Annotated in this window: 20 protein-coding genes and 4 riboswitches; of the genes, 14 read left to right on the top strand and 6 right to left on the bottom strand. The window is 59.4% G+C overall.

The features are described from left to right. The first annotated feature begins 8 nt into the window (after positions 1-8). Together H8S02_RS06555 and H8S02_RS06550 are read left to right on the top strand one after the other, a co-directional pair. On the top strand, positions 9-749 hold the full coding sequence (locus H8S02_RS06555) for a type 1 glutamine amidotransferase (protein ID WP_118685743.1): 741 nt from the start codon (positions 9-11) through the stop codon (positions 747-749). Positions 750-819: 70 nt separating this feature from the next. Then, entirely contained in the window at positions 820-3,402 is a 2,583-nt protein-coding gene (locus H8S02_RS06550; RefSeq protein ID WP_186969839.1) for a X2-like carbohydrate binding domain-containing protein, read from the top strand. 57 nt (positions 3,403-3,459) lie between these two features. On the opposite strand, the gene H8S02_RS06545 is transcribed toward H8S02_RS06550, so the two are convergent. Continuing rightward, on the bottom strand, positions 3,460-4,536 hold the full coding sequence (locus H8S02_RS06545) for a 6-phosphofructokinase (protein ID WP_186969838.1): 1,077 nt from the start codon (positions 4,534-4,536) through the stop codon (positions 3,460-3,462). A 231-nt stretch (positions 4,537-4,767) separates the two neighbouring features. Further along, positions 4,768-4,854: riboswitch (cyclic di-GMP riboswitch) on the top strand. Between the two features lie 108 nt (positions 4,855-4,962). Between H8S02_RS06545 and H8S02_RS06540 the strand changes: the two genes are divergently transcribed. The 8 genes from H8S02_RS06540 to H8S02_RS06505 all read left to right on the top strand — a co-directional run bounded on the left by H8S02_RS06540 (position 4,963) and on the right by H8S02_RS06505 (position 16,782). Beyond that, positions 4,963-5,691, top strand: coding sequence for a transglutaminase-like domain-containing protein (locus H8S02_RS06540; RefSeq protein WP_186969837.1), 729 nt, complete (start codon positions 4,963-4,965; stop codon positions 5,689-5,691). Between the two features lie 271 nt (positions 5,692-5,962). Beyond that, positions 5,963-6,053: riboswitch (cyclic di-GMP riboswitch) on the top strand. Between the two features lie 138 nt (positions 6,054-6,191). Beyond that, positions 6,192-6,283: riboswitch (cyclic di-GMP riboswitch) on the top strand. A 56-nt stretch (positions 6,284-6,339) separates the two neighbouring features. Beyond that, entirely contained in the window at positions 6,340-10,107 is a 3,768-nt protein-coding gene (locus H8S02_RS06535; protein WP_186969836.1) for an S-layer homology domain-containing protein, read from the top strand. A gap of 169 nt (positions 10,108-10,276) precedes the next feature. Continuing rightward, positions 10,277-10,477: riboswitch (cobalamin riboswitch) on the top strand. Between the two features lie 170 nt (positions 10,478-10,647). Then, a complete protein-coding gene (locus H8S02_RS06530) occupies positions 10,648-11,640 on the top strand; it encodes a sirohydrochlorin cobaltochelatase (RefSeq protein WP_186969835.1) in 993 nt (330 codons plus the stop codon). Between the two features lie 83 nt (positions 11,641-11,723). Next, positions 11,724-12,632 (top strand): hypothetical protein, encoded by a 909-nt coding sequence (locus H8S02_RS06525; RefSeq protein WP_186969834.1) that lies wholly within the window; start codon positions 11,724-11,726, stop codon positions 12,630-12,632. After that, positions 12,629-13,765 carry an ABC transporter substrate-binding protein gene (locus H8S02_RS06520; RefSeq protein WP_186969833.1) on the top strand — a complete coding sequence of 379 codons (1,137 nt, stop codon included), beginning with the start codon at positions 12,629-12,631 and terminating at the stop codon, positions 13,763-13,765. The genes H8S02_RS06525 and H8S02_RS06520 overlap by 4 nt, the downstream gene beginning before the upstream one ends. Positions 13,766-13,781: 16 nt before the next feature. Further along, on the top strand, positions 13,782-14,795 hold the full coding sequence (locus H8S02_RS06515; RefSeq protein ID WP_186969832.1) for a FecCD family ABC transporter permease: 1,014 nt from the start codon (positions 13,782-13,784) through the stop codon (positions 14,793-14,795). A 14-nt stretch (positions 14,796-14,809) separates the two neighbouring features. Continuing rightward, positions 14,810-15,937, top strand: a complete 1,128-nt coding sequence (locus H8S02_RS06510) for an ABC transporter ATP-binding protein (protein WP_186969831.1) — start codon at positions 14,810-14,812, stop codon at positions 15,935-15,937. Positions 15,938-16,005: 68 nt separating this feature from the next. Beyond that, a complete protein-coding gene (locus H8S02_RS06505; RefSeq protein ID WP_186969830.1) occupies positions 16,006-16,782 on the top strand; it encodes a lysozyme family protein in 777 nt (258 codons plus the stop codon). Between the two features lie 73 nt (positions 16,783-16,855). On the opposite strand, the gene H8S02_RS06500 is transcribed toward H8S02_RS06505, so the two are convergent. Beyond that, positions 16,856-18,208: an MATE family efflux transporter gene (locus tag H8S02_RS06500; RefSeq protein WP_186969829.1), complete on the bottom strand. Its 1,353-nt coding sequence runs from the start codon at positions 18,206-18,208 to the stop codon at positions 16,856-16,858. A 184-nt stretch (positions 18,209-18,392) separates the two neighbouring features. Here H8S02_RS06500 and H8S02_RS06495 point away from each other — a divergent pair, with 184 nt between their 5' ends. From H8S02_RS06495 to H8S02_RS06480, 4 genes are all read left to right on the top strand, one after another. Continuing rightward, positions 18,393-18,650 (top strand): heavy-metal-associated domain-containing protein, encoded by a 258-nt coding sequence (locus H8S02_RS06495; protein ID WP_186969828.1) that lies wholly within the window; start codon positions 18,393-18,395, stop codon positions 18,648-18,650. A 230-nt stretch (positions 18,651-18,880) separates the two neighbouring features. After that, positions 18,881-19,819, top strand: a complete 939-nt coding sequence (locus tag H8S02_RS06490) for an AraC family transcriptional regulator (protein WP_186969827.1) — start codon at positions 18,881-18,883, stop codon at positions 19,817-19,819. A gap of 209 nt (positions 19,820-20,028) precedes the next feature. Next, on the top strand, positions 20,029-20,343 hold the full coding sequence (locus H8S02_RS06485) for a DUF6110 family protein (protein ID WP_118685730.1): 315 nt from the start codon (positions 20,029-20,031) through the stop codon (positions 20,341-20,343). An 80-nt stretch (positions 20,344-20,423) separates the two neighbouring features. Next, positions 20,424-22,526, top strand: coding sequence for a heavy metal translocating P-type ATPase (locus H8S02_RS06480; RefSeq protein WP_186969826.1), 2,103 nt, complete (start codon positions 20,424-20,426; stop codon positions 22,524-22,526). A 398-nt stretch (positions 22,527-22,924) separates the two neighbouring features. Here the strand turns inward: H8S02_RS06480 and H8S02_RS06475 are convergent, their stop codons facing one another. The 4 genes from H8S02_RS06475 to H8S02_RS06460 form a co-directional block, all read right to left on the bottom strand. Continuing rightward, positions 22,925-23,680 (bottom strand): HAD family hydrolase, encoded by a 756-nt coding sequence (locus H8S02_RS06475; RefSeq protein WP_147357957.1) that lies wholly within the window; start codon positions 23,678-23,680, stop codon positions 22,925-22,927. 12 nt (positions 23,681-23,692) lie between these two features. Further along, on the bottom strand, positions 23,693-24,730 hold the full coding sequence (locus H8S02_RS06470; protein ID WP_186969825.1) for an endonuclease/exonuclease/phosphatase family protein: 1,038 nt from the start codon (positions 24,728-24,730) through the stop codon (positions 23,693-23,695). Positions 24,731-24,748: 18 nt separating this feature from the next. After that, the gene (locus H8S02_RS06465; protein ID WP_186969824.1) at positions 24,749-25,183 is read right to left on the bottom strand and encodes a hypothetical protein; all 435 of its coding nucleotides are present in this window, start codon (positions 25,181-25,183) and stop codon (positions 24,749-24,751) included. Between the two features lie 97 nt (positions 25,184-25,280). Beyond that, complete coding sequence (locus tag H8S02_RS06460) at positions 25,281-26,525, bottom strand: ABC transporter substrate-binding protein (RefSeq protein ID WP_186969823.1); 1,245 nt, start codon at positions 26,523-26,525, stop codon at positions 25,281-25,283. Between the last annotated feature and the right edge of the window lie 47 nt (positions 26,526-26,572).

Raw genomic sequence — 26,572 nt, 5'->3', positions numbered from 1 at the left:
CGGAAAAAATGGAACTCAATATCTGCCATCTGTACCCGGACATCCTTAATCTGTACGGCGACCGCGGCAACATCATCACCATGAAGCGCCGCCTTGAGGGTCGCGGCATCAAGGTCAATATCGACGAATGCTCGATCGGCCAGCCGCTGAACGCGGACAAGTACGACATCTTCTTCATCGGCGGCGGTCAGGATTTCGAGCAGGAGGTGCTGCTGCGCGACCTTTCCTCCGGCAAGGCGCAGGACATCCGCACCGCGGTCGAGGAGGAAAAGACCTTTCTCGCCATCTGCGGCGGCTATCAGATGCTCGGCGAATACTACAAGACCTGGGACGGCGTGCAGCTCGACTTCATCGGCGCCATCGGCGTGCACACCATCGGCGCAAAGGAGCGCATGATCGGCAACTATATGTTCAGGACCACCCCGGAGAGCGGCGACACGGTCGTCGTCGGCTTCGAGAACCACTCCGGCAAGACTTATCTCAGCGAGCAGGTCGCCCCGCTCGGCATGATGCTCTCCGGAAACGGCAACAACGGCGAGGACAAGACCGAGGGCGCGCGCTACAAGAACGTGTTCGGCACGTATTCACACGGCTCGCTGCTCCCGAAAAACCCGGTCCTGTGCGATTTTATCCTTCAGACCGCGCTCAACCACCGCTATGACGGCGCAGAGCCGCTCGCGCCCCTCGACGACACGCTCGAGCTGAACGCCCACCGCTATATGCAGGAGCGTCTGTCGCACAACGGATAATGACACACAAGTGTAACACACAGACCTGTTGAAACGTGGTATTATTATAAATAATAAGAGGTGATTACTTTTGAAACTGAAACGATTTTTCTCCGCCTTTCTGGCGGCGGCCCTGCTCGCCGGCACTGTCCCGGCAGCGCTCGCGGCCGACATCGACTCGCACTGGTCGAAGCCCTATGTGACCTCGCTCCACGAGCTCGGCATCATCAACCCCTCCGCCTCGACCGGCAACTATACCCCCGAGGCCTCGGTCACGCGCTGGGAATTCATGCGCTACATCAACCGCGCGTTTGACTTCACCGAAAAGGCATCCATCAGCTTTTCCGATGTCAAAAGCTCGGATACGTACTATGAGACCATCCAGATCGCCGTCAAGCACGGCTACATCAACGGCATGGGCAACAACAGGATGGACCCGGAGGGCACGCTGACCCGCGAGCAGGCCGCGACCATTCTCGGCCGCCTGCACAAGTATGCACCGACTGCGTCCGCGTCCAAGCTCGATGTGTTCACCGACAAGTCCAAAATCTCCTCCTACGCGACGAGCTACGTCGCCGAGGCGGTCTCTCAGGGCTACATCAACGGCTACACCGACGGCACCTTCAAGCCGCAGGGCAACCTCAGGCGCGGCGAGATCGCCAAGATCCTGTACTTCTACCTCGGCTCGTCGCTCGGCGAGTCCGGCAGACAGTACACTGCCGCCGCCTTCAACGGCGACACGAAGAACGTCACCATCTCGGCGGCCTGCACGCTGTCTGACGCGACCATCGAGGGCAATCTCTACATCACAGAGGGCGTGCTCTCCGGCAACGTCAACCTGAACAACGTCACCGTCAAGGGCGATATCATCGTCGGCGGCGGCAACGTCACGCTCGACGGCGTGACCGCGATGAACCTCATCGTCTCCAACCCGATGGGCATCAAGCCGACCGTGATCGCGACCGGCTCGACCAATATCGGCACCGCCGAGGTGCAGTCCTCCGCCTCGCTCTCTGAGAGCGGTCTTTCCGCAAATGCAGGCGGCTTCTCCGATGTCACCGTGACCGGTGAGGGCGCGAGCCTTTCGCTCGACGCTTCGGTCTGGGATCTGGACACCAAAGCCGCTTCCACCATCGTCACCACCGGCAGCACGCTCATCAGCGAGCTGACCGCGGATGCAAAGACCACCGTCACCGGCAACGGCTCGGTGCAGACCGCAAAGCTGAACGCGAGCGGCTGCGAGCTTGTCATGCAGCCGGCTGAGGTACAGCTCGCCAGCGGCGTCACCGCCACCATCGCGGGCAAGTCCGCCGCCTCCTCGACGAGCGTTTCGGTCTCCCCGTCTACCCTGTCCATCGACATCAACAACAAGGACAACATCGCCTTTTCCTACGAATTTCTGTTCAATGCGGACAAGAACGATCTGACCCGCGTCACCGTCGGCGGCAAGAACCTGCGTCAGGGCACGGATTACAACATCCTCTCCGACAAAAACGGCATCCGCATCTACAAGACCTATCTGTCCACTCTGTCTGTCGGCACCTACACCGCGGAGCTGAGCTTTGAGGACGGCACCAAGGCCGCCATCGGCATCGTCGTCAGCAACTCCTCGCTCAGCGCGGTCAGCCCCTCGCAGGTCACGTTCGACAAATATGAGGGCTCGGCAAACCACGCCGATGTCACCGTAACGCTCAGCCTGCCGGCCGGCACCCTGCTCGACACGGTCAAGCTCGGCAGCTCGGTGCTCGAGCGCGGCAAGGACTACAACTACAACGCAACCTCGGGTACGGTCACCTTCCTGCGCGAGACGCTCGCTAAAAAGAGCAAGGGCAGCTACACCATCACCTTCGTCCCCACGCGCGGCTCCTCGTCGAGCTGCTCGCTGACCGTCACGGATTCCGCGCCGGTCAATGAAGTCGCTCCCTCCTCGGTCGATTTCGACGCGAACACCTCGTCCGGCGGCTATCAGGACGTCTCCGTCACCCTCAACCCGGCGGACGGCGCGACCCTCAAGAACATCCGCGCAGGCGGCAAGACGCTCGAGGAGAACTGGCAGTACAAGGTAGACGGCTCGACCGTCACCCTCAGCAAGACCGCTGTCGCCCAGTTCGGCAAGGACGGCGCGACCTACGCCGACTTCACCTTCGTCATGAGCAAGGGCCAGAGCCCGACGCTGCGCGTCAACTACGTCACGACCTACGCGCTGACCGCGAACGTGGTCGATGACCTCGGTCTGCCCATCTCGGGCGCGACCGTCACCTTCACCCCGAACGATGCCGAGAGCGGCACCGCTGCACAGACCCTCGTCACCGACTCGGACGGCAAGGCGACCGTTTACGTCAAGCGCGGCAGCTACACGCTGACGGCAACGCACGAGCGCTTCACCTCGGCCATCACGCAGACCACGAGCGTCTCCTCCGGCCGCACGGTCAAGATGACCGGCGAGATCCTCGAGACGGTCCAGCTCGTCGTCACCAACGAATACGGCGCTCCGCTTTCCGGCGCGGCGGTATCTATCGGCGGCAAGACCATCACCACCGGCGCGGACGGCACCGCTTCCTTCAGCGTCAAGCGCGGCAGCTATGTAGCGCAGGTGGCCTGCACCGGCTACAAGACCCAGGCAGTTCAGCTTTCGGTCACCGGTTCTCTGCGCGAGCGCGTAAAGCTCGGTTAAACCCGCATAAAAAAGCACCTCCGACAGCCGGAAAGGCATATCGGAGGTGCTTTTTTATTAATCTCCCATGGACAGGCCGAGCGCACGCGCCTGCGCGACGATCTCGCAGTCGGGCGGCACGGTCTTCAGCTTGCCCGCCACCTCGGAGAGCGGCACGGCCACGATCTTATCATCGCGCAGCGCGACCATATTTCCGAACTTTCCCTCACGGATGAGCTCGGCGGCCGCCGCGCCGAAGCGGCTCGAGAGCACGCGGTCTGCCGCACAGGGTGCGCCGCCGCGCTGAAAATGGCCGGGGATGGTCACGCGGATCTCCTGCCCGGTCAGCTCCTTCAACTCCGCCGCGAGCCGGTAGGATACCGACGGGTACGGCATGGCCTCGCGTGCCGCCTTGAATTCCTTTTTGCTCATGGCCGCCTCCTCGCGGCTGACCGCGCCCTCCGCGACCGCAATGATCGAGAAGCGCTTGCCGTCCTTCGCACGCTTTTCGATGGCCTGCGCGATCTTTTTCGCGGAGTACGGGATCTCCGGGATGACAATGACGTCCGCGCCCGAGGCGATGCCCGCGTGCAGCGTCAGCCAGCCGGCCTTGTGACCCATGATCTCGACGATGAACACGCGCGAGTGGGAAAAAGCGGTCGAATGGATGGAGTCGATGACCTCCGAGGCGATGTTCACCGCCGACTGGAAGCCGAAGGTCAGCTCCGTCCCCCACAGGTCGTTGTCGATGGTCTTGGGCAGCGTGACGACGTTCACGCCGTTCTCGCGCAGCAGGTTCGCAGTCTTGTGCGTACCGTTGCCGCCGAGAATGACCAGGCAGTCAAATCCGGCCTTTTTCACCGTTTTCAGCATTTTATCCAGCTTTGTCTGCTCGCTGTCCTCTTCGGGGCGCTGCATCTGCTTGAACGGCTGACGCGAGGTGCCGAGGATGGTGCCGCCGAGCGTCAGAATGTCCGAAAAGTCGTCCGGCTTCATCTCATGGTAGTCTCCCTCGATCAGGCCGCGGTAGCCGTCGCGGATACCGTACAGCGTCACGCCTTTGCCCATCTCGTTATACAGCGTCTTTGCGACACCCCGGAGCGCCGCATTCAGTCCCTGACAGTCGCCGCCGCTCGTAAGCATTCCGATTTTCATATTCATCGTCCTTCCCCCGCCGGTCTCCCTGCGGTTTTCTTCTCCCCATTATAGGATATTATGCCGCACGGGAAAAGCGATTTTACATACTTTTTTCATTGCGATTTGTGCGCATGAGATTTTTCTGTCGAATTTTGATTTTTTTGCAGGAATTCTGTTGACAAAGCTCGCTGTATGGGTTTATACTGTAGTCACTAAAAAAAGATGATGCAGTCGCTTTGACCGCATCTCAAACGATAATAGCAAAACCATCGAAAGATGGCGACGCAAAGCTATAGGGCCTTACCCCTCTGAGAGGGCTGGCAGCCAGTTACCGAAAGGAGATCGCCGGATATGAAGCGGCTTTTTCGTTTTGCTTGCACAGTTTTTTCAGCAGCTGTCCTCTCGATGGGTTTCACCGCAGCGGCAGCGAATGACATTGTTGACATGAGCAACACATCCCACGGTTATGTAACCGTTAACTACACCTCGAGTGCCAAGCTCAAGGTCGGCATCCAGTACAACAGCGGCAAGACGGTTTACCGCGACTGCCCGAGCGGCAAGGATGCTTCGTTCTCGCTCGACCAGGGTGACGGCAAGTACACTGTAACCCTGTACCGCAACGTTTCCGGCTCCTCTTACGAGCAGGTAGCGTCCAGGTCCATGAACGTTGCCGTCAAGGACCGCTTCGCTCCCTACCTCGTCTCCACCTCGGACATTCAGTTCTCCAAGGGTGACGCTGTTTCCGCCAAGGCTGCTGAGCTCTGCAAGAACGCAAAGACCGACGAGGAAAAGGTCGTCGCCATCTACAACTACATGGCAGACCGTTACTCCTATGATTACAAGCTGGCAAATGAGATCACCAGCGGCAAGATCACCAAGTACATCCCGGATACCGCCGCTACCCTGAACGGCACCACCGGCATGTGCTACGATTTCTCTTCCCTGTTCGCGGCAATGTGCCGCAGCGAGGGCATCCCGTGCGCACTGACCAAGGGCTACGCCGGTTCCAGCTATCACGCATGGAACAAGGTCAACCTGAACGGCAGCTGGTACCAGATCGACCTGACCTACGCCGTTACCCGCAATGTCAGGAACGCAAAGAACCTGCATGACTGCGTATCCCCGCTGACCTATACGAACACCAGCGATACGCTCGCCGCAGCAGCCGCTTAACGCTTTTTACTCTTCCACTTTGTATACAGATGACGCCGACTTCACCCTTTTCTGTACTTAATCAGCGGTCATTTTGTATAAATCCGCCGCGAATCAAAATCAGTTTACATTATTTACTTGTCGTTTACGGATAATTATAGTATACTGAAAGTGTTGATTCGCAGCATTCTGTCCGGCCGTGCAAAAGGACTCAGTATGTTTTCCGCATGCTGCCTTACCGGCAGACAGCGACCAGCGAAATCTGTGCATGACTCCCGCGAACGGGTACCGGTACAGACAAAAGCACCATCGGCGAAAGCCGGTCTCGCAAAGCCACGGGCCTAAACGGAGCTCTTTTCTCCGCACGGCAGCCGGTTGCCAGTGATACCATGTACCTCCTTCGCAGAGCTGTGCGCACTGTAAAGGGGGTATTTTATTTGGAGGTTGAAACTGCATTACATTCTGAGATGCACACAAACCCAAACACACATGATCTGTGCGGCTCGTTGAGGAGCAAGTTGTACAGACAAAGGCACTATCGGTGAAAGCCGATCTCGCAAAGCCAAGGGCCTAAACGGAAGGTTCCCCTTCCGCATGGCAGCCGGTTGCCAGAAATACATCTGCAATTCCTCTCGATCAGCATGCACGCTGACCAAGGAGGCATTCCATATGTTAAAAAAGAATACGCGCAAACGTCTGCTCGCAGGAGCTCTTGCGACTGTCATGATGCTGACCATGTGCCCGAGTTGGGCGCTGGCCGACGATGAGGACATCGCACTTCTTCCGGCGAACGAAGAAATCGCAGTACCGGTGGTTGATTCCACTCCCGCAGCAGACCCCACCGAAACTCCCGCTGATCCCACTCCTTCTGAGACCGAGGCAAAGCCCGAGAATCAGAATACCGCACCGGCTCCGTCTGGCGACGAAGCAAACGGCGGTACGGACAGCACGGAGTCTGGCAATAACAACGCTTCTTCCGACGCTTCGGAAGATTCGAAAAACAATTCTCAGAATAATGATGTAGTAAGCAATTCTCCGGAAAGTGAAATCAGCATGGCATCGCTGGACATCGACGCTTATAGCTTGAACGGCGTTAAGACGATTGAAGCTGAATACTGGATTACCAACCTCCACGCAAAAGACGACAATGGCAGCTGGAAGCTGAGCATCGACAAGGATACTGTCGGTGAAGACGGCAAGTCCGTTGCTGAACTGGCTCCGTCTGAGCGCCATGTGACCGCAGACGAGACCTACAACACCGTTTTCTGGCAGGCTCGCGTGCAGCATGGCTTATTGCAGCACCAGACCACCCTGTCTAACGATGACAAGACCCAGTCCGGTACCGAAATTACCAGCATCCGTTACAAGAATGACAGATTAGAGTACTGTGCAAAGGATTCTTCCGAGTGGACTGCATTCGCTTGGAACGACCATCTGGTATTCTACTATCTGATTCGTACTGAATATTCTCAGATGGTTCAGATCGACGTTTCCGACTGGACGGTTGACAAGGAACAGACACAGCATCTTAATCGCCGCAGCGTGACCTATCAGGTTATCGTTGAGGAAAATGGTACGCAGACTGTCGCTGACAGCAAGAAGTTCTGGTACAACAAGGCCTTCACGGTTTCTTCGGTTCGCGTTCGTCAGACCGAGTCCGAGAATTATTCCATCAACCGCGTAGAACTCGACCCGTCGACTATGGGCACTGTTGGTGAGGTAGACGGCGAGTACAGGTTCAGTCTTGACCTTACCAAGGCAAAGCGCGATGAAGCTACCGTCAAGATTTATGTCGAGCCAAAGGTACAGTCGCATCAGCTGACTTACAAGCTGAACGGCGGCAAAATCACGAGCGCTGAAGGCACGTACACCCCCGCAGGTTCAGTTTATCCCGATGCGACGGTTAACACCCCGGAAGTTGCGAAGGATAACTGTGACTTCGGCGGCTGGTACATTGACGAGGCGCTGACCCAGAAATGGACCGGCACCACGATGCCGGATGCAAACCTGACTCTGTACGCAAAGTTTACCGCCAAGGAAACTCCGAACCCGAATCCGGAGCCGGAAAACCAGAAGGCTATGTACTTCGTCCTGCTGCCGAACCGCGGCGTTCCGAAGAGCGGTGCAAGCCAGGGTACGGCAAATTACCTGCCGAATGAGACTTCGGACGGCGGCGTAAAGGGCGTAACTCGCAAGACCGGTTACGAAGGCTATCTGACCGAAGATGGCAAGGAGGCCGCTGACAAGGGCGAATTCAGTGCCAATGGCGTTGACTCCAGCTATCTGATTCTTCCGTCCGACCTCGGTTTCTTCACCGCGGCCAACTGGAACGGCACGACTTATCCCGCAGATAAGACCAACACTTCGGCAGCCGACATTACCGCGCTGCTCGGCACCAATTACAACCCGCAGATTGCTGAGGTTGTCTGGTACACCGTAAAGCACGACGATACCGACGGCTATCATGTCGACGGCTACGTCAAGAACGTAGATGTTAACGTCACCTACCATTCCAACTATGGCGATGACGTTACCGACGTTTACACCGCTACCACCGGCAATGAATATGCGGCGCGCGGCTATGCGGATACCAAACTGACTGCTCGTGAAAACTACACCTTCGGCGGCTGGTACACCGATAAGAACTGCACCACGAAATACGAGACGACTACGCTGATGACCAGCCTGGATCTGTACGCAAAGTGGGTTCCGAACGATTTCGAGGTGTCCTACTATGTTGACAAAACGCTGTACGGCGACATCGAAGACCATGCGGTTGACTCCACTGTAACCGTAAGAACCGCTCATCCTGAAAAGGAAGGCTACACCTTCACCGGTTGGACTCCGGCAGCTGACGTAGCAAACATTATCAAGGTTGATGACAACGGCCATTTCACCATGCCGGCGCAGGACGTTCGCTTTGATGCTACCTTCGAGATCAATCAGTACAACGTAACCTACAAGGTTGGCACTGAGGTAGTCTACACTGATGTCTACAACTTCGATGCCGATGTTGCAATCCGACCCGTTCCGACTCAGGAAGGCTACACCTTCTACGGCTGGACCTCTAAGGATTCTGCATTCGATATCCGCGGCTTCAAGATGCCTGCGCACAATGTTGTCATCGAGGGCAAGTTCGAGAAAAACCCGGCAAAGCAGTACACCTATACCGTCAACAAGCACTTCTACAACGAGAAGGGCGTTGAGGTTAATGTAGTGAAGGGCGAGGCTACGCCCGCTGCTGAGAACACGGCTGTTTCCGACCTGTACAAGGCTGATGCTAAAAATCAGACCGTTGACGGCAAGACCTACGTTTACGTTTCCGGTCTGACCACCGTTACCGATAACCTTGAAAAGCTGACCAAGGACGTTACCATCGACCTGTACTACTACCTTAACGTCGAGGGCGGCAACGACATCCCGGACGCTTGGGAGTACCGTCTTACATTCAAGGTTGTAAACGGCGAGTGGAACGACGGCGGCAACGCTGACATCGTAACTTACGTTCAGTGCAAGGACAAGAAAACCGGCGAAGCGTTCGAAGCCGAAGACGTTGTGGTTCCGGTCACCCGTATCCCGGCCGTTGGCGACAAGCCGAACTCCGGCTACCATGCGGGCGCATGGGATACGTCCCCTTACGATAATTACAAGGTTCAGAAGGACACCGTATTCACCTACACCTACGCGAAGAACAGCAGCGGCGGCAGCTCCGGCGGCCACCACCGCAGACCTACCGTTACCATTCCGGATGATGTACCGACCGGTCTGAACGGTGACGATCACTATGCTTACATCGTCGGCTACCCGGACAAGACCGTCCGTCCGCAGAACGGCATCACCCGTGCTGAGGTCGCGACCATCTTCTTCCGTCTGCTGACCGACGAGACCCGCGACGCTAACTCCACCAAGTCCAACAGCTACTCCGACGTAGCGGCCGGCGCATGGTACAACCACGCGGTTTCTACGCTGAGCGCTATGGGCATCGTGAAGGGCGACAGCCACGGCAAATTCAATCCGAATGCGCCGATCACCCGCGCTGAGTTTGCGGCTATCGCAGCCCGTTTTGACGACAAGGCCAACACGACGACTGCTGATTTCAGCGACATCGCGTCCCACTGGGCGAAGAACGAGATCAGCGCCGCCTCCAACAACGGCTGGATCACCGGTTATCCCGACGGCACCTTCCGTCCGGACAACAAGATTACCCGTGCCGAGGCAATGACGCTCGTCAACCGCGTCCTCAAGCGTCTCCCCGAGACCGAAGAGGATCTGCACGACGATATGATCAAGTGGAGCGACAACTCTGACGTTTCTCAGTGGTTCTATCTGGACGTACAGGAGGCTACCAACAGCCACTACTACCAGACCAAGGAGAACCAGTTCGAGAAGTGGACCAAGCTGCGCGAGACCCGCGACTGGACCGAACTGGAAAAGTAAATTTCTTCTGCATCCCCCGACCTGTGTCGGGGGATGTTTTTTTGCTCCCTGCCGCCGGTTTCTTGTACATTTTTACCGAACTTGCACAAAACAGGCGGCTGCCCTTGTCTTTCGCGGCGCTGCGGTGTATAATAACATCATTCGGCAGGACTTTTCTGCCCGTAAACAAATAAACAAGCGAACAGACGGTGCCGCTGAACGACCTCGGCCGGGTCAGCGGTTAAAAGGGAAACAGGTGCAATTCCTGTACGATCTCGTCACTGTAAACGGGGAACACTCCGCTTTTCATGTCACTGATGCTGTGCATCGGGAAGGCGGCGGCGTGCGCAGATCCGCAAGTCAGGAAACCTGCCGCCTCTGTTGGTACGGAAAGCTTTTCCAGGTCACGAGTCATTGACTGTACTGATGCCGCATTCTTCTGCATGATTACAGTCCCTTTCTGCGCACAGGCGCAGGGGGACTGCGTGTTTTCTGTACCCTTTTTATCGTTCTTCCCGGTGCGCTTGCCGGCGGAGACAGGAAAAAAAGGAGGAAACCTACATGAAACTCAAGAGACTGGGCGCACTGCTGCTCTCCGCAAGTCTGATGCTCGCAGCGCTGACCGCCTGCGGCAGCCAGACCGCCGACGACAAGGCAGAGGATACCAAGGGCGCGGATACCGCTGCGGCCGAACAGGCAGACGACGAGGAAAACTACGAAACGGGTGACGCAGGCTTGGATAATCCGCTCAATCAGGACGAAATCGGCGAAAACGAGCTGCTGGTCGTCAGCTTCGGCACCAGCTACAACGACAGCCGCCGCGAGACCATCGGCGCGATCGAGGCCGCTATGCAGAAGGCGTTCCCGGACTACTCGGTCCGCCGCGGCTTCACCAGCCAGATCATCATCGACCATGTAAACAAGCGTGACGGCGAGAAGATCGACAACGTGACCGAGGCGCTCGACCGCGCAGTTGCAAACGGCGTCAAGAATCTCGTCGTTCAGCCGACGCATCTGATGAACGGTCTGGAGTACACCGACCTCAAGAACGAGCTGGCCGGCTACTCCGACTCCTTCGAGAAGATCGCGCTCGGCGAGCCGCTCCTGACCTCGGACGACGACTTCCAGAAGGTCATGAACGCGATCGTTGACGCTACCAAGGAGTACGACGACGGCGAGACCGCCATCTGCTTCATGGGCCACGGCACCGAGGCAGACTCCAACTCCGTCTACACCAAGATGCAGGAGACCCTGACCGCGGCAGGCCACACCAACTACTTTGTCGGCACGGTTGAGGCGACCCCGTCCCTCGACGATGTGATCGCGGCTGTCAAGGAAAGCGGCTTCAAGAAGGTCGTGCTGCGTCCGCTGATGATCGTTGCCGGCGACCACGCGAACAACGACATGGCAGGCGATGAGGACGGCTCCTGGAAGACCGAGTTCGAGAAGGCCGGCTTCGAGGTAACGACTGTTGTAGAGGGTCTGGGCGGTCTGACTGACATTCAGAACCTGTTCGTTGCACACGCACAGGCGGCTGTTGACTCGCTCAAGTAATCTTTCCATACCAGATACAGGTCCGGACTGCGAAAGCGGGCCGGACCTTCTTTTATCAGTCAAACATAAGGAGAAAACAATCCATGAACAGCAAAAAAACACTTCTGGCCGCTCTTCTGGCGGCGCTCATGCTCACCTCCGGCTGCGGCAGCTCCGCCTCTCAGCAGCAGACCGACACCGCCGCGCAGACCGGTGAGACCGGCACCTCGAACGTTGCTTCTGCGTCCGACATGACCGAGGTCGAGGAGGTCGTCGAGGCGGGCATGACCCCCATTTCCGGCGACAAGGTCAAGGACGGCACCTACAGCGTTGCCGTCAAGTCCAGTTCCAAAATGTTCGACATCACTGCGTGCGAGCTGACTGTCGAGGGCGGCAAAATGACCGCGACCATGCACATGGGCGGCAAGGGCTACCTCTATGTCTACATGGGCACCGGCGAGCAGGCTGCCGCGGCTGACGAGGCGGATTACATCCCGTTCACCGAGGAGGCCGACGGCACCCACAGCTTCACCGTCCCGGTCGACGCGCTCGATGAGGGCATCGACTGCGCTGCATTCAGCAAGAAGAAGGAAAAGTGGTACGACCGCACCATCCTGTTCCGCGCGGACTCCCTGCCGATGGATGCCTTTGCCGACGGCGTTGTCACGACGCCCGACAGCCTGTCTCTCGCGGACGGCGCCTACACTGCCGACGTCGCGCTTGCAGGCGGCTCCGGCCGCGCCTCCGTCCAGTCTCCGGCCGAGCTGACCGTCAAGGACGGCAAGGTAACGGCGAAGATCGTCTGGAGCAGCAAAAACTACGATTACATGAAGGTCGGCGACACGAAATACGACACCGTCATCGAGGACGAGCACTCCACCTTCGAGATCCCGGTCTCCTGCTTTGACTGGGCGATGGCGGTCAAGGCCGACACCACCGCGATGAGCGAGGCGCACGAGATCGACTACACGCTGACCTTTGACTCGGCCTCTGTCGCGCCGCTGAGCAAATGAGAAGAGCCGCAGCATATCTCGCTGCCGCCGCGTGCCTGACCGGCCTGCTGACCGGCTGCGGCGGCGGCGCGGCCGTCTCCGGAGAAAACGATGACCCGCTCTCCGGCCTGATCTCCGCCGGCCCGATGGAGCTCTCCTACGCCGAGCAGTTCACGGTCGATACCTTCGAGGGCGGTCTGTCGCTCATCACGATCGGCGGTGAGGACCGCTATCTCGTTGTGCCCGAGGGACAGCAGGCGCCGCAGACCGGCGCGGACATTACCGTGCTCCAGCAGCCGCTCGACAGCATCTATCTCGTCGCCACGAGCGCAATGGATTTCTTCGTCTCGCTCGACGCGCTCGACACCATCTCGCTCTCCGGCACCCGTGCCGACGGCTGGTATCTCGATGCGGCGCGCGAGGCCATGACAGACGGCGATATCGAATACGCCGGCAAATACAGCGCCCCGGACTATGAAGCCATCTGCGACGCGGACTGCGACCTCGCGCTCGAGTCCACGATGATCTACCACACGCCCAAGGTCAAGGAGCAGCTCGAACGGCTCGGCATCCCCGTGCTCGTCGAGCGCTCGAGCTACGAAAGCAATCCCCTCGGCCGAATGGAGTGGATCAAGCTGTACGGTGTGCTCACAGGAAAGGAGGAGCAGGCGGAGGCGCTCTATGACGAGCAGCTCGACGCCCTCGCTCCCATCCTTGACCAGCCGTCCACCGGCAAGACCGCCGCATTCTTCTATATCACGGCGAATGGCGCAGCAAATGTGCGCAAATCCACCGATTATGTCGCAAAAATGCTCGAGCTCGCCGGAGGAAAGTATATCTTTGACGACCTCACCGACGACGACGCCCGCTCGACCATGAACATGCAGATGGAGAGCTTTTACGCCGGCGCGAAGGACGCGGATGTGCTCATCTACAACTCGACCATCGACGGCGAACTGCAAACGCTCGACGAGCTGCTCGCCAAAAGTCCGCTGCTCGCGGATTTCAAGGCCGTGAAAAACGGAAATGTCTGGTGCACCGAGCAGAGCCTGTTCCAGTCCGCGATGGGACTCGGCGGCATGATACAGGACTTCCACGCCGTTTTCACCGGCGAAAACACCGACGATCTGCACTATCTGCATCAGCTGACCTGAAAAGGAGGGGAAAACCATGCAGCCTGACCACCGCGCGCGCTATACCTTCGGCTTTGCCCTGCTCGCGGCGCTGCTCGCGGCGCTCATTCTCTGGAACCTCAACACGGGCAGTCTGCATCTGTCCCCGGCCGAGGTCATGGACATCCTGCTCACGCGCACGGGCGAAAACGCCGCCATCGTATGGGAGATGCGCCTGCCGCGGCTGATCGCCGCCATGCTGCTCGGCGGTGCGCTGTCGATTTCGGGCTTTCTGCTCCAGACCTTTTTCGCCAACCCCATCGCAGGCCCGTTCGTGCTCGGCATCTCCTCGGGCGCGAAGCTGACCGTTTCGCTCGCGATGATCGGTCTGCTCTCGCGCGGCCGCGTGATCGGCTCGACCGGCATGATCCTCGCCGCCTTCTGCGGCGCGATGCTGTCGATGGGTTTCGTCCTCGCGCTCGCGCAGCGCGTGCGCCAGATGTCCCTGCTCATCATCGCCGGTGTGATGGTCGGCTACATCTGCTCGGCGGTCACGGATTTCGTCGTGACCTTCGCCGAGGACAGCAACATCGTCAACCTGCACAACTGGTCGCAGGGCAGCTTTTCCGGCATTTCGTGGGACAATATCTGCGTCATAGCGCCGGTCGTGCTGATCTCGCTCGCGCTCGCCGTGCTGCTGTCCAAGCCGATGAGCGCCTATCAGCTCGGCGAGGGCTGCGCGCGCAGCATGGGCGTCAATATCCGCGCCTTCCGCGCCGCGCTCATCCTGCTCTCGAGCGTGCTCTCCGCCTGCGTGGCTGCGTTCGCCGGGCCGATTTCATTCGTCGGCATTGCGGTCCCGCAGCTGATGAAGGGGCTGTTCGGCACGGCAAAGCCGCTCGTGCAGGTACCGGCGTGCTTTGCCGGCGGCGCGGTATTCTGTCTGTTCTGCGATCTGGCCGCGCGCACGGTCTTTGCCCCCACTGAGCTCAGCATCAGCTCGGTCACGGCCATCCTCGGCGCGCCCATCGTGATCTTCATCATGGTGCGCCGCCGCACGCGCACGCTGTAAAGGGGGAAAACGCAATGGCAGACCAGCTTCTCCGCGCGGAGAACATGACCGTCGGCTACGGCGGCGTACCGCTCATCCGCGACATCGCGCTGAGCGTATCCGGCGGCGAAATTTTGACCCTTGTCGGGCCGAACGGCTCGGGCAAGTCCACTATCCTCAAAAGCCTGATCCGCGAGCTTGCCCTGCTCGGCGGCACGGTCTATCTGGACGGCCGCGACAGCAGCCGTCTGTCCGCCGCAGAGACCGCGCGCACGCTCGCCGTCATGATGACCGGCCGCATCGCGCCCGAGCGCATGACCTGCTGGGATGTGGCGGCGGCAGGCCGCTATCCCTATACCGGGCGGCTCGGCATTCTCGGTGCGGAGGACCGCGAAAAGGTGTGCGAGGCGCTCGCGCTCGTCCATGCAGAGGAGCTTGCGGACCGCGATTTCACCTGCATCAGCGACGGGCAGCGGCAGCGCGTGCTGCTCGCGCGCGCCATCTGCCAGCAGCCGCGCGTGCTCATCCTCGACGAGCCGACCTCCTTTCTCGACATCCGCTACAAGCTCGAGCTGCTGACCATTCTGAAAAATCTGGTGCGCGAGCGCAGTGTCGCCGTCGTGCTGTCGCTGCACGAGCTCGACCTCGCGCAGAAGATCTCCGACCGCGTCATCTGCGTGGCGAACGGCGAAATCGCCCGGGTCGGCACGCCCGAGGAGGTCTTTACCGACGGCAGCGTGCAGCGGCTGTACGGCCTGACCGCCGGCAGCTATGACGAGCGCTTCGGCAGTCTGGAGCTTGAGCCGGTGCGCGGCGCGCCGCAGGCTCTTGTGATCGGCGGCGGCGGCAGCGGCATTGCGCTCTACCGCGCCCTTCAGCGACACGGCATCCCCTTCGCCGCAGGCGTGCTGCACGAGAACGACATGGATTTCCCGGTCGCGCGCGCACTCGCGTGTGAGATCGTCTCCGAACAGCCCTATCAGCCCATCGGGGATGCGGCGCAGAGCCGTGCGCGGGCGCTCATGCACGTCTGCCGCTGTGTTTACGCGCCGCTCCGTACCTTCGGCCCGATGAATGAGGGCAACCGCCTGCTCATCGCAGAGGCCGCCGAAAACGGCTGGCTGGTCTCTGCAATTTCACCAAAAAAGCCGGACGCGACTTGAAACAGACGGCCCCCTTGTGTTAGAATGGATGTTATGCAAAGGCAGACACCATCAAGGAATGCAGTTTTATGTCAAAAAGCGTAAGAAGTTCAAAAAAACAGCATAGAAATCACGCACATCGCGCGTCCCCGCGCCGCACGGCCGCACCCGCGCATATCAAGCCGCGGCCCGGCTCGACTGCGCGCAAGCGCAAGCGCCGCCAGAGCAGAGCACGCCGCCGTCAGCTGCTCGTGCTGCTCATCGCGGCCGTTCTCCTCGCGCTCATCGCGGCGCTCGTGCATCAGCCGTCCACCTCGGGCAGTACGTCCGGGACGGACGCTGCGTCCGACGACCGCCCGCTCGAGACCAACATCACCCACGGCCTGATCTCGGACGCCGTCGTGGCCTACCGCGACGTGGTGGCGGACTACGCCGAGCAGAACGATATTTCGGAATATACCGATGTCCTGCTCGCCATCATGCAGGTCGAGTCGGGCGGCGAGCTCGACGACCTCATGCAGTCCTCCGGCTCGCTCGAGCTGCCCTCGGATTCGCTCCAGCAGGAGGCCTCCATCCGGCAGGGATGCAGCTATTTTGCGCATCTGCTGCACCGCGCGGAGAGCGAGAGCTGCGACCTCGACACCGTCATCCAGGCCTATAACTACGGCAGCGGCTTTATTGATTATGTCGCCGAACACGGCGGGAAATATACGCTCGAGCTGTCCGAAAAGTTCGCACAGCAGCAGTCGGGCGGTGCGACCGTCCCCTATGACAACCCAATCGCCGTCAAGCGCAACGACGGCTGGCGCTATGCCTACGGCAATATGTTCTACGCAAAGTTGGTCAATCAGCATCTCGTAAGATAAAAAAGAGTGCAGAGACACATTTTCAGTGTTTCTGCACTCTTTTTCTGTATGCTGCGGCGGCGCGAAGGTCCCTTTATGCCGCCTTCTCCGGGAACATCCGGCGCCGGACGATAAGATAGCATATCATATGTGCGATAACGGTCAGGACCCACGAGATCGGGTAGGAAACGTACAGCGTGAACAGCGTGTGATACATACGGAACACGGTGAAGATCCAGATGACGCGGAACACGCACGCGCCGACCATGGACACGAGCATCGGCATGATCGAATAGCCGAGGCCGCGCACCACGCCCGAGCCGACATCCATCATACCGCACAGGAAATACGTCACGCTGACCACGCTGAAGCGCTGAATGCCGTAGGCGATGACCTCCGGGTCCTGCGAGTAGATGTGCAGCAGCGGATCGCCCAGACGGTATGCGCCCTGTCCGAGCACAACGCCGATGAGGATGACGAGGATCATGCAGCGCACGAGGATGCCGTCTACGCGGCGGTACTGCTTCGCGCCGAGGTTCTGGCTCGTGAAGCTGAGCGTGGTCTGGTAGAGCGAGTTCATCGAGATATACACGAAGCCCTCCACGTTCGCCGCCGCCGTGTTGCCTGCGACCGCGACCGCGCCGAAGCTGTTGATGGACGACTGAATGAGCACGTTCGAGATGTTGAAGATGACGCTCTGCATACCGGCGGGCAGGCCGATCTTCATGATCTGCGCAAAGCGTTCCGGGTAGAACCGCAGACGGCGTATATCCAGATGGCACATGCCGTCCGAGCCGGTCAGACACAGCACGGTCAGCGCCGCGGAGACGCACTGGCTGAGCACGGTCGCGAGCGCCACGCCTGCCACGCCCATGCCGAGCACGCACACGAACAGCAGGTCGCCCAGCACATTCATCACGCCTGCAGCCATCAGAAAATACAGCGGCCGCCGCGTGTCGCCCACCGCACGCAGCACCGCCGCGCCGAAGTTGTAGATCATGGTCGCAGGCATGCCGATAAAGTACACGCGCATGTACAACACCGCGCCCTCGATGACCTCGTCCGGGGTTTTCATCAGCGTCAGCATGGGCCGCGCGAGCACGATGCCGAGCACGACCAGGATAACGCCGCCGACCAGACCGGTGAGCAGCGAGGTCTGCACGGTCTGCTGCACGCCGTCGTAGTTTTTCTCGCCGCAATACCGCGCCACGAGCACGTTCGCGCCCACCGAAATGCCGATAAAGGCATTGATGAGCAGATTGAACAGCGAGGTCGTCGAGCCGACCGACGCCATCGCATTCGCGCCGGCGAACTGGCCGACAACGACAATATCCGTCGCATTGAACAGCAGCTGGAGTACGCCCGACAGCAGCAGCGGCAGCGTGAAGATCAGTATGCTGCGCAGCAGCGGACCGCGCGTCATATCCATTTCATAAGATTTTCTCATAGCTTCCTCTTTTTCACAAAATCCGGTTCACAGACGGGTTTTCTGCCTGCCGGATGGCAGAGCAGTGCATATCCTGTCTCTATTGTAGTCCTTCGCCGCATATGCTGTCAACTGCTCTTGCAATCCGAGCGGAATGATGGTATATTATTGGTTAGATAGAGCTAACCAAAGGAGTGTATCATATATGTATCAGACGACTGTCGGCGTAGACGGCATGATGTGCGGCATGTGCGAGGCGCATGTCAACGACGCGGTCCGCAAGGCTTTTCCGGTGAAGAAGGTCACCTCCTCCCATGGCAGGGGTCAGACCATCATCCTCTCCGAGCAGGCGCTCGACGAACAGGCAGTGCGCAGCGCCATCAACGCGACCGGCTACACCGTAACCTCGTTCCAGTGCGTTCCGCACGAGAAAAAGGGTCTGTTTTCCTTCCTTCGCCGCTAAGATCATGCCCGGCCGCGGGTTTGCCTGCGTTTCGTCTTTTTCGGTGTTTTTCGTCTTTTCTCTTGACAATGAACGGTAAAAAGGCTAAAATAATTTCAGTTAGGCCGTGCAAACTCTCCGCCTGTACGGCCTGTTTTTCCGGGTATTGGTTAGTTTTAACTAACCTAGTTAGCGAAATACAACCTGTTTTGTGAATTCTGTGTATATGCCCCTGTCTGGAGGTCCTACTCTTGCTGGAAACACTGCTGGACTCCGCCGCCGGAGGTTCTCTGTCCGGCCGGCTGCGCCGCATCCCCGTGCGCGACGGCGTGCGTGCATGGGACTTTGACTGCGCGCTTAGTCTCCCCTCGTCGCTGCCCGCGGCGAAAGAAAACCGATATCAGATCCTGTTCTGCCGCAGCGGCGCGCTGCGGCTGGAGCTCGCGGTCGGCAAGCAGCTTTTCCTGCATGAGCGCGAGGTGCTCCTGCTCGCCCCCGGCACGGCGCTCGTGCGCGCTTCCGTTCCTGACGGACGGCTCGCCGGTGCGCTTGTCATCGTCGAGGTATCCGAACGCGACCGTCTGCCGTACATCCTCGGCTCACTGCTCGGCGGCCTGTCGCTCGACACCGCACGGCTTGAGGAGCGCCTGCACGCACGGAGCGGCTGTGCGGTCCTGCGCGGCACGCCCTGGACCGAGACGGTTTTTTCCGCGCTCCAGCCGCTTCAGGCCGAGGAACGCGGCCGCTATTGCGCGTTCAAGACCGCCGAGCTGCTCTACCTGCTCAGCACGGACAGTCCGCTGCTGCCTCTGCCGCCCGAGGCGCCCGGCCGCGAACGCTATCAGATCGAGCTCATGCGTCAGGTGCGCGACCATATGCTCGCGCATCTCGCTGACCCGCTCACCATCAGCCAGCTCGCCGCACGCTTCCACATCTCCCCTACCGCGCTCAAGGACTGCTTCCGGCAGGCCTACGGCCGTCCGCTGCATCAGTATCTGCTCGAGCACCGCGTGCGCCGCGCCGCCGAGCTGCTGAGCGAATCCGGGCTTTCCATCGTCGAAATCGCCTCCGCCGTCGGCTACAACAGCGCGAGCCAGTTCGGCGTCGCCTTCAAGCGGCGCTACCAGCTCACGCCCTCGCAGTTCCGCCGCATGGCGCATTCGCAGAAAGAGCTTCGTCAGGATATGTAACAAGTTAGCCTGAAACAACCGCTTTTCCTGCATAAAATCGAGGTTTTAAGCAACCTTTGTCTGTTTTGGATATTTTTACGTCCGTTTCCAGTAGACATCGTTTTTATTTTGTGATAATCTTTAAAACAAACAAAAACCATGTAAAAATACAGAGCTGCGGCGCTTTATCCCGTTGCCTCTGCTTAATTTCATTCAGGAGGAATTGCATCATGAAAACTCTTTACAAGAATATCGCACTGTTTGTCGGCGGCTCCCTGTTTGGCTCGGCGGGCGTCAAGCTGCTCGGCAGCAAGGACGCAAAGAACGCTTACACCCACGCAGCCGCAGCTGTCCTGCGCATGAAGGACTGCGTTATGAACACTGTTGACACCGTCCGCGAGAACGCAGACGACATCCTGCACGCTGCAAAGGACATCAACGAGCAGCGCGCTGCTGAGGCAGAGGCTGCCGCAGCGGAGATCGAGGACTGCGCAGAGGAGATCGCAGACGAGATGGCTGCTGACGCTGCACCGGCCGAGGCATAATCTGCACCAAAGCAATCAAAAAGGGGGACGAAATGTCCCTCTTTTTCCATCTTTCCCTGGTTAAATGGAGGTAACTCATCATGAAAGCATTCATTCAGCACGAGAGCCGCGGCAGGCTGCGTGTCCGGATGCACCAGTACCGCATGTCGCTCGAGCAGGCCGACCTGCTCGAAGCCTACCTGCTCGATCAGCCGGGCGTCAAGTCCGCCGCCGTCCACGAGCGCACCTGCTGCGCGACTGTGTGCTACACCGGCTCCCGCGCAGAGCTGCTGCACGCCATCGGCCGCTTTGACTACCGCTCCCCGGCCGTTACCGCGCTCGCGCCGCAGCACAGCGGCCGCGCACTCAACCGCGAATATCAGGAAAAGCTCGTGACCATGGTCGCCGTCAAGGCTGCCTGCACGCTGTTCCTGCCCACGCCGCTCCAGATCGTCCGCACGGTCTACATGGCGGCTCCGTTCCTGTGTCGCGGCCTGCGCCGCCTGCTGCGCGGTCAGCTGCGCGTCGAGGTGCTCGACGCCCTGTCCATCGGCGTATCCATGGCGCGCCGCGACTTCGGCACCGCCGGTTCGGTCATGTTCCTGCTCCAGCTCGGCGAGCTGCTCGAGGAATGGACGCACAAGAAGTCGGTCGACGACCTCGCGCGCACCATGTCGCTCGGCGTGAGCCGCGTATGGCTCCAGAAGGACGGCACCGAGGTCTCGGTCCCGCTGTCGCAGATCGCCTCCGGCGACCGCATCGTCGTCCGCACGGGCAGCGTGATCCCGTTCGACGGCGAGATCGTTTCCGGCGAAGTCGCTGTCAATCAGGCTTCGCTCACCGGCGAGTCGGTTCCGGTCATCAAGCGCCCCGGCGCGAAGGTCTTTGCCGGCACGGTCATCGAAGAGGGCGACTGCGTGATCGAGGTCACGCAGCAGGCCGGTGAAAGCCGCTACGACAAGATCGTTTCCATGATCGAGCAGTCCGAGCAGCTCAAGAGCGCTGCGGAGAGCCGCGCATCCCGTCTGGCGGACAAGCTGGTTCCCTACACGCTCGCCGGCAGCGTGCTGAGCTACGCGCTCACGCGCAACGTCACCCGCGCGCTGTCCGTGCTCATGGTCGACTTCTCCTGCGCGCTCAAGCTCGCCATGCCGCTCGCAGTCCTGTCCGCGATGCGCGAGGCAAGCACCTATCATGTCACCGTCAAGGGCGGCAAGTTCCTCGAGGCGCTGTCCGAGGCGGACACCATCGTCTTTGACAAGACCGGCACGCTGACCCACGCCTGCCCGGTCGTTGCGGACGTCATCCCGTTCGGCGGCCGCGAGGCGAACGAAATGCTGCGCGTTGCTGCCTGCCTCGAGGAGCACTTCCCGCACTCTATGGCGAACGCCGTCGTCCGCGCCGCGAAGGACCACAGTCTGGCGCACGAGGAAATGCACTCCGAGGTGCAGTACATCGTCGCGCACGGCATTTCGAGCACGGTGAACGGCGAAAAGGTCGTCATCGGCTCGGCGCATTTCGTCTTTGAGGACGAGTCCTGCACCATCCCCGAGGGCGAAAAGGAGCGCTTTGACGCCCTCGACCCGGCATATTCTCACCTGTACCTCGCCGTCGGCGGCGAGCTCGCGGCCGTTATCTGCATCTCCGATCCGCTGCGCGAGGAGGCCTGCGCGGTCATGAGATCGCTGCGCGCCCTCGGCATCAAGCGCACGGTCATGCTCACCGGCGACAGCGAACGCACCGCAAAGGCGATCGCCGAGCAGGTCGGCGTGGACGATTACCGCGCGGAGGTCCTGCCGGAGGACAAGGCCAGCTTCGTCGAGGCCGAGCGCAGAGCCGGCCGCACGGTCATCATGATCGGCGATGGCATCAACGACTCTCCTGCGCTGTCGGCGGCGAACGTCGGCATTGCCATCAGCGACGGTGCCGCCATCGCACGCGAGATTGCGGACGTCACCATCGCGGCGGAAAGCCTGTTCGAGCTGGTCGCGCTGCGCCGCATCGCACAGCACCTCATGCGCCGCATCCACGCAAACTACCGCTTCGTGATCGGCTTCAACGGCTCGCTCATCGGTCTGGGCGTTGCGGGCATCCTCATGCCGGCGACCTCCGCGATGCTGCACAATCTTTCCACCGTTGCCATCAGCCTGCGCAGCATGACCAACCTCATGCCTGCCGGCGATGCAGAAAAGCCGGTAAAATAAGCTGTCGCGAAACCGCAGAACGCTGCACAGAATGTTATCTGTGCAGCGTTTTTTCAGTCTGTTAAGAAGTCTGTTTTCGTGGAAAAACAGCAGCCGCGCGGCAGCGCGCGTTAAAAAGCGTTTGCATGGAAAACGCGAAAAAACCGGGGACATGTGCCTCGGTTTTTTCACTTTAAGAGGGAGAAAGTTTCCGCATGGAAACTTTCGGACGACTCGTGTTCTGCGCAGTCAGAACACAGATTGTCGGCGAAACGTCAGTTTCGCGACAGTCTTGCAGACCAAAACCGCACCCTTTCGGGTGCGGTCTGGTAAAGAAGAGAGAGAGTTTTTCGGATTTAAGGTTTTATTCCACAGAGAAAAGGTGATAAATTCAAATCAAAAGTGATAAAATATGTGCCTTAAGCTCTTCCGTTGAGCTTTTCGAGATACGGCACAATGTCTGCGATCTTTTCGACCACATGATCGGGCTGCCATACGCTGTCCACGCCCTCGTCCTTCTGCGAGGAGAGGAAGGAGCGGATCTGGATGGCGGCGCCGAAGTGCATGCGCTTCGCGCCGATGACATCGCGGGAGAGCGTGTCTCCGACATAGGCGCATTCCTCAGCCTTCGCCTTCATCTCGCGCAACGCGATCTGGAAGATGCCCGGATGCGGCTTGCGGTAGCCGGTGACGCTCGAGAGCGTGACGTCTTCAAAGTAGTCGCGGATGCCGTAGGCCTCCAGCACATCGAATACCGAATACAGCGAAGCGGTGTTCGAGATGACGCCCAGGCGGTATCCCTTGTTTTTCAGTTCCTCGAGCGCCTCCTTGACGCCCGGGCGCAGCTCGCGATGGTAATAGGTGACCTCCCACAGGCCAGCCATATCCTCGGCGTAGCGTGCGACTTTTTCCTTGTCCAGATCGAACTCGGACAGGTAATACTGCGGCCAGATCTCCTCAGGCTTGAGCTCGAGCGCGTTGCCCTCGCTCCACTGTTTATACCTGCGGATACCGTTGTTGATCTTGTTCCAGAAGCAGATTTCGTTGCTGCCGGTGACCATGTCGTGCTCCTGCAGGAAGGTCAGCAGCTTGCGTGTTACGTCCTGAATGGTCTGGTCATTGTACCAGATATCCTCGAGAGTGCCTCCCATATCAAATAATACGGTGTTAATCAAAGCAGCTCCTCCTTATTTGTGTAATTGCAGAGATGCCCATACAACATTATGGTCGCTCAGCTCGGGCTCGGCGAAACGTGCCAGCGCGCCGCCCTCCTTCGCGAAATCGATGTCCGCCGTTACGGTCGAGATCACACGGCTGTCCTTTGCGGTAAAGCCGCGCGGAATGATCCAGTCCAGACGCATCGCGAGGAAATTCCCCTCGCCGACCGGCTTGCGGCGCGTCAGGCGGCCGTCGCCGGAGGCCGTCCTCCATGCGTAGCCTGCGTCGCCGCAGGCCGTCAGGAGCGGCTCAAAAGAATCGATTTTTACAATATTGTCGGCAAGCTCTGCCGGATGATCCGCCAGATGACGGATATAGTCTTTGTCTCGTCCGTCGAATGTGTTGGTATTCAGGTCGCCGCCCAGAATGACCGGCAGACCGGCAAACACCCGCTGTACCTCGTCCAGCACCGCCTGCATCTGCACCCTGCGTCCCTCGCCGTCCGTCCGGTTCTCCAGATGGATGGATGCGACGCCGACCTCTCTGCCGTGCACATCGAGCTTAGCAAGGATGGCGCAGCGGCCGCCGATGCGTTTCTGGCGGTCATTGTACCAGTTGTACTGCTCGGGCAGGCGGAGCACCTCCGCCCACTTGACGGGCCAGCGCGAGAACACGGCGTTTCCATGGAAGCCGAGCGCGGCATCTTTGAGCTCGATGAACTCCAGCCCGAACACATAGCTCAGACCAAGTGCCTTCGCGACTTCCTCTGCGGTATTCTTTTCGCCGGACCGTGCAGTGCCGAAATCAAGCTCGTTGGCGAGAATGAGGTCAAAGGGCTGAAGCGACGGATTATCTTTCAGAAACTCGATCGCCTCGTCGATATGCACGCCGCGCTCCATGTTGAACACCATCGCGTGCACCTCTGCACACGCGGGCGGTTCCGAAGCCCAGGTATCGACGATGTCGGCCTCGGAGAACTGCGCGATATCGCGCATGACGCTCTCCTGCGTTTCCTGCTCCAGACGGGCCGCAAAACGGGCCGTCTGTTCTTTTTCCAGTTTAATCATTCAATTCCTCCCGCACCATCAGCGGCGCAGGCCGTCTTTGCTGCGCAGCTTGAAGTAGATCGTCCATGCTGCGAGATTGCCGATGAGGATCGGCAGCAGCGTATAAAGAAGGGTGACATAGACCATCATGCCGCGGAGATCCGCCTCGAGCTGCGTCGATGCGATCAGGCACATGATCGTGATGACCGGCAGGCCTGCGAAGCTGTACGGCACGATGCGCTTATCGGGCAGCAGGAACAGCACGCAGCAGACTGCGGTGCCGATGACTGCGATGATCAGGCAGTGCAGCACGGTCTCCGGCATTCCGCCGCCAAGCGGAAGCAGGCTGTGAAGCGGCTCGGTCAGAAGCGCATATGCGCCGCCGAACACGAGACAGAACAGCAGGTCAACAAAGAAAACAGTCACTGCCATCGGGCTTTTGCGTTTTCCTTCCTTCGTCAGAAACAGCGACATAACAGGTATTCTCCCCTCTTATCTCGTTGCGGCGGGGTTTTTAAGCCCCGCCGCGTCAGAGATCAAAACATGCGATGAAAAATTTCAGATGCGTTTATCAGCCCAGAAGAGTCCAGAAATCACGGACAGGGTTGATGTTTTCGTAAATATCGGTAACGTTAAAGTCGGATACGTGCAGCTCGGAGTACGGGGTGGAACCCTCTGCCGGCTCGATGTCGTCGCGTACCGGCCAGCCGCCGAGCGTGTTGAAGTACTTGTAGCCGGACAGGTCGCCGTCAACGCCGCCCATCATGAAGCGGATGAACAGCTTGGCTGCGTTCGGATGCTCGCACTCGCCTACTACATACAGGGTGTTGATTGCCGGGATACCGGTGGTCGGCTCGAGGTTTACCGGAGCCAGGCACCAGCCGTTGTCCTCGTTCTTGCGGAGCTTGGAGGATGCGCAGAAGCCTACCGGCGGGTTGGTCTGACCCTTGGTGCCGACGGATTCAGCGATTTCGTCAGAGGAGGAGGTGAAGATCGGCTCGTTGTCGTGCAGGCGCTTGAGGAACTCATAGCCTGCGTTCTCGCAGCCGTCGGACAGCTCAAGATCCTTGCCGTACAGCTCCTTGTAGGAAGCTGCCAGCTGATCCGGAACATCGCCTACGCAGAAGCCGGTGATCCAGGAGCCCCATGCCAGGTTGTCCAGCGGGTTCTGCATCATCACGCGGCCCTTCCACTCGGGCTCGGTCAGCTGCCAGATGTTGGTGACCGGGGAGCCGTCCGGATATGCGTCAGCATTGTAGAACAGCTGGGTCAGCTCGATGTAGAGCGGGGTCTGGGTCGAGGTGTACTTCTCGTCGATATGGGACAGGATGTCAGCCGGCTTATAGTTGTAGAACTTGCGGGCGGTGACATACTCGTTGTAGAGCGTACCGTCCTGGTCCTTGATATGAACAACGTCGGCAACGTGCTGGCCTGCGTCGTACTCACGGGTGACCTTCTCGAGCAGCTCGTTGGTGGAGATGTCGAACGGCTCAACCTCGACGCCGGGGTACTTCTCAGCGAAGGCCTTGGCTACCTTGGTGATACGGGAAGAGATCGAGTAAACCGTTACCTTGCCCTCTTCCTTTGCCTTCTCGTACAGCTCTTCGTCGGTCTCGTCGGTGTTGAAGATGCCGGAGGACTGCTCCCAGTCGGTCAGCTCCAGGGTGCCTGCTGCTGCCGCTGCGTTCGGGTCCTGCGGGCCCTCATCTGCATTGCTGCCGCCGCCGCTCGAAGAACCGCCGCCTCCGCATGCTGCCATCGAAAGCATCATCGTTGCAGCCAGAATACCTGCCAGTGTGCGCTTGTGCTTTAACATAGTGTTTTCCTCCTCTTTATTCCTTCTTTACTCTTTTGGGGGGCGGA

This window comes from Agathobaculum hominis (assembly GCF_014288055.1).
Lineage (GTDB): Bacteria > Bacillota > Clostridia > Oscillospirales > Butyricicoccaceae > Agathobaculum > Agathobaculum hominis.
Note: the sequence above shows the minus strand (reverse complement) of the source record. Positions and strands in the feature narration are given on the sequence as shown.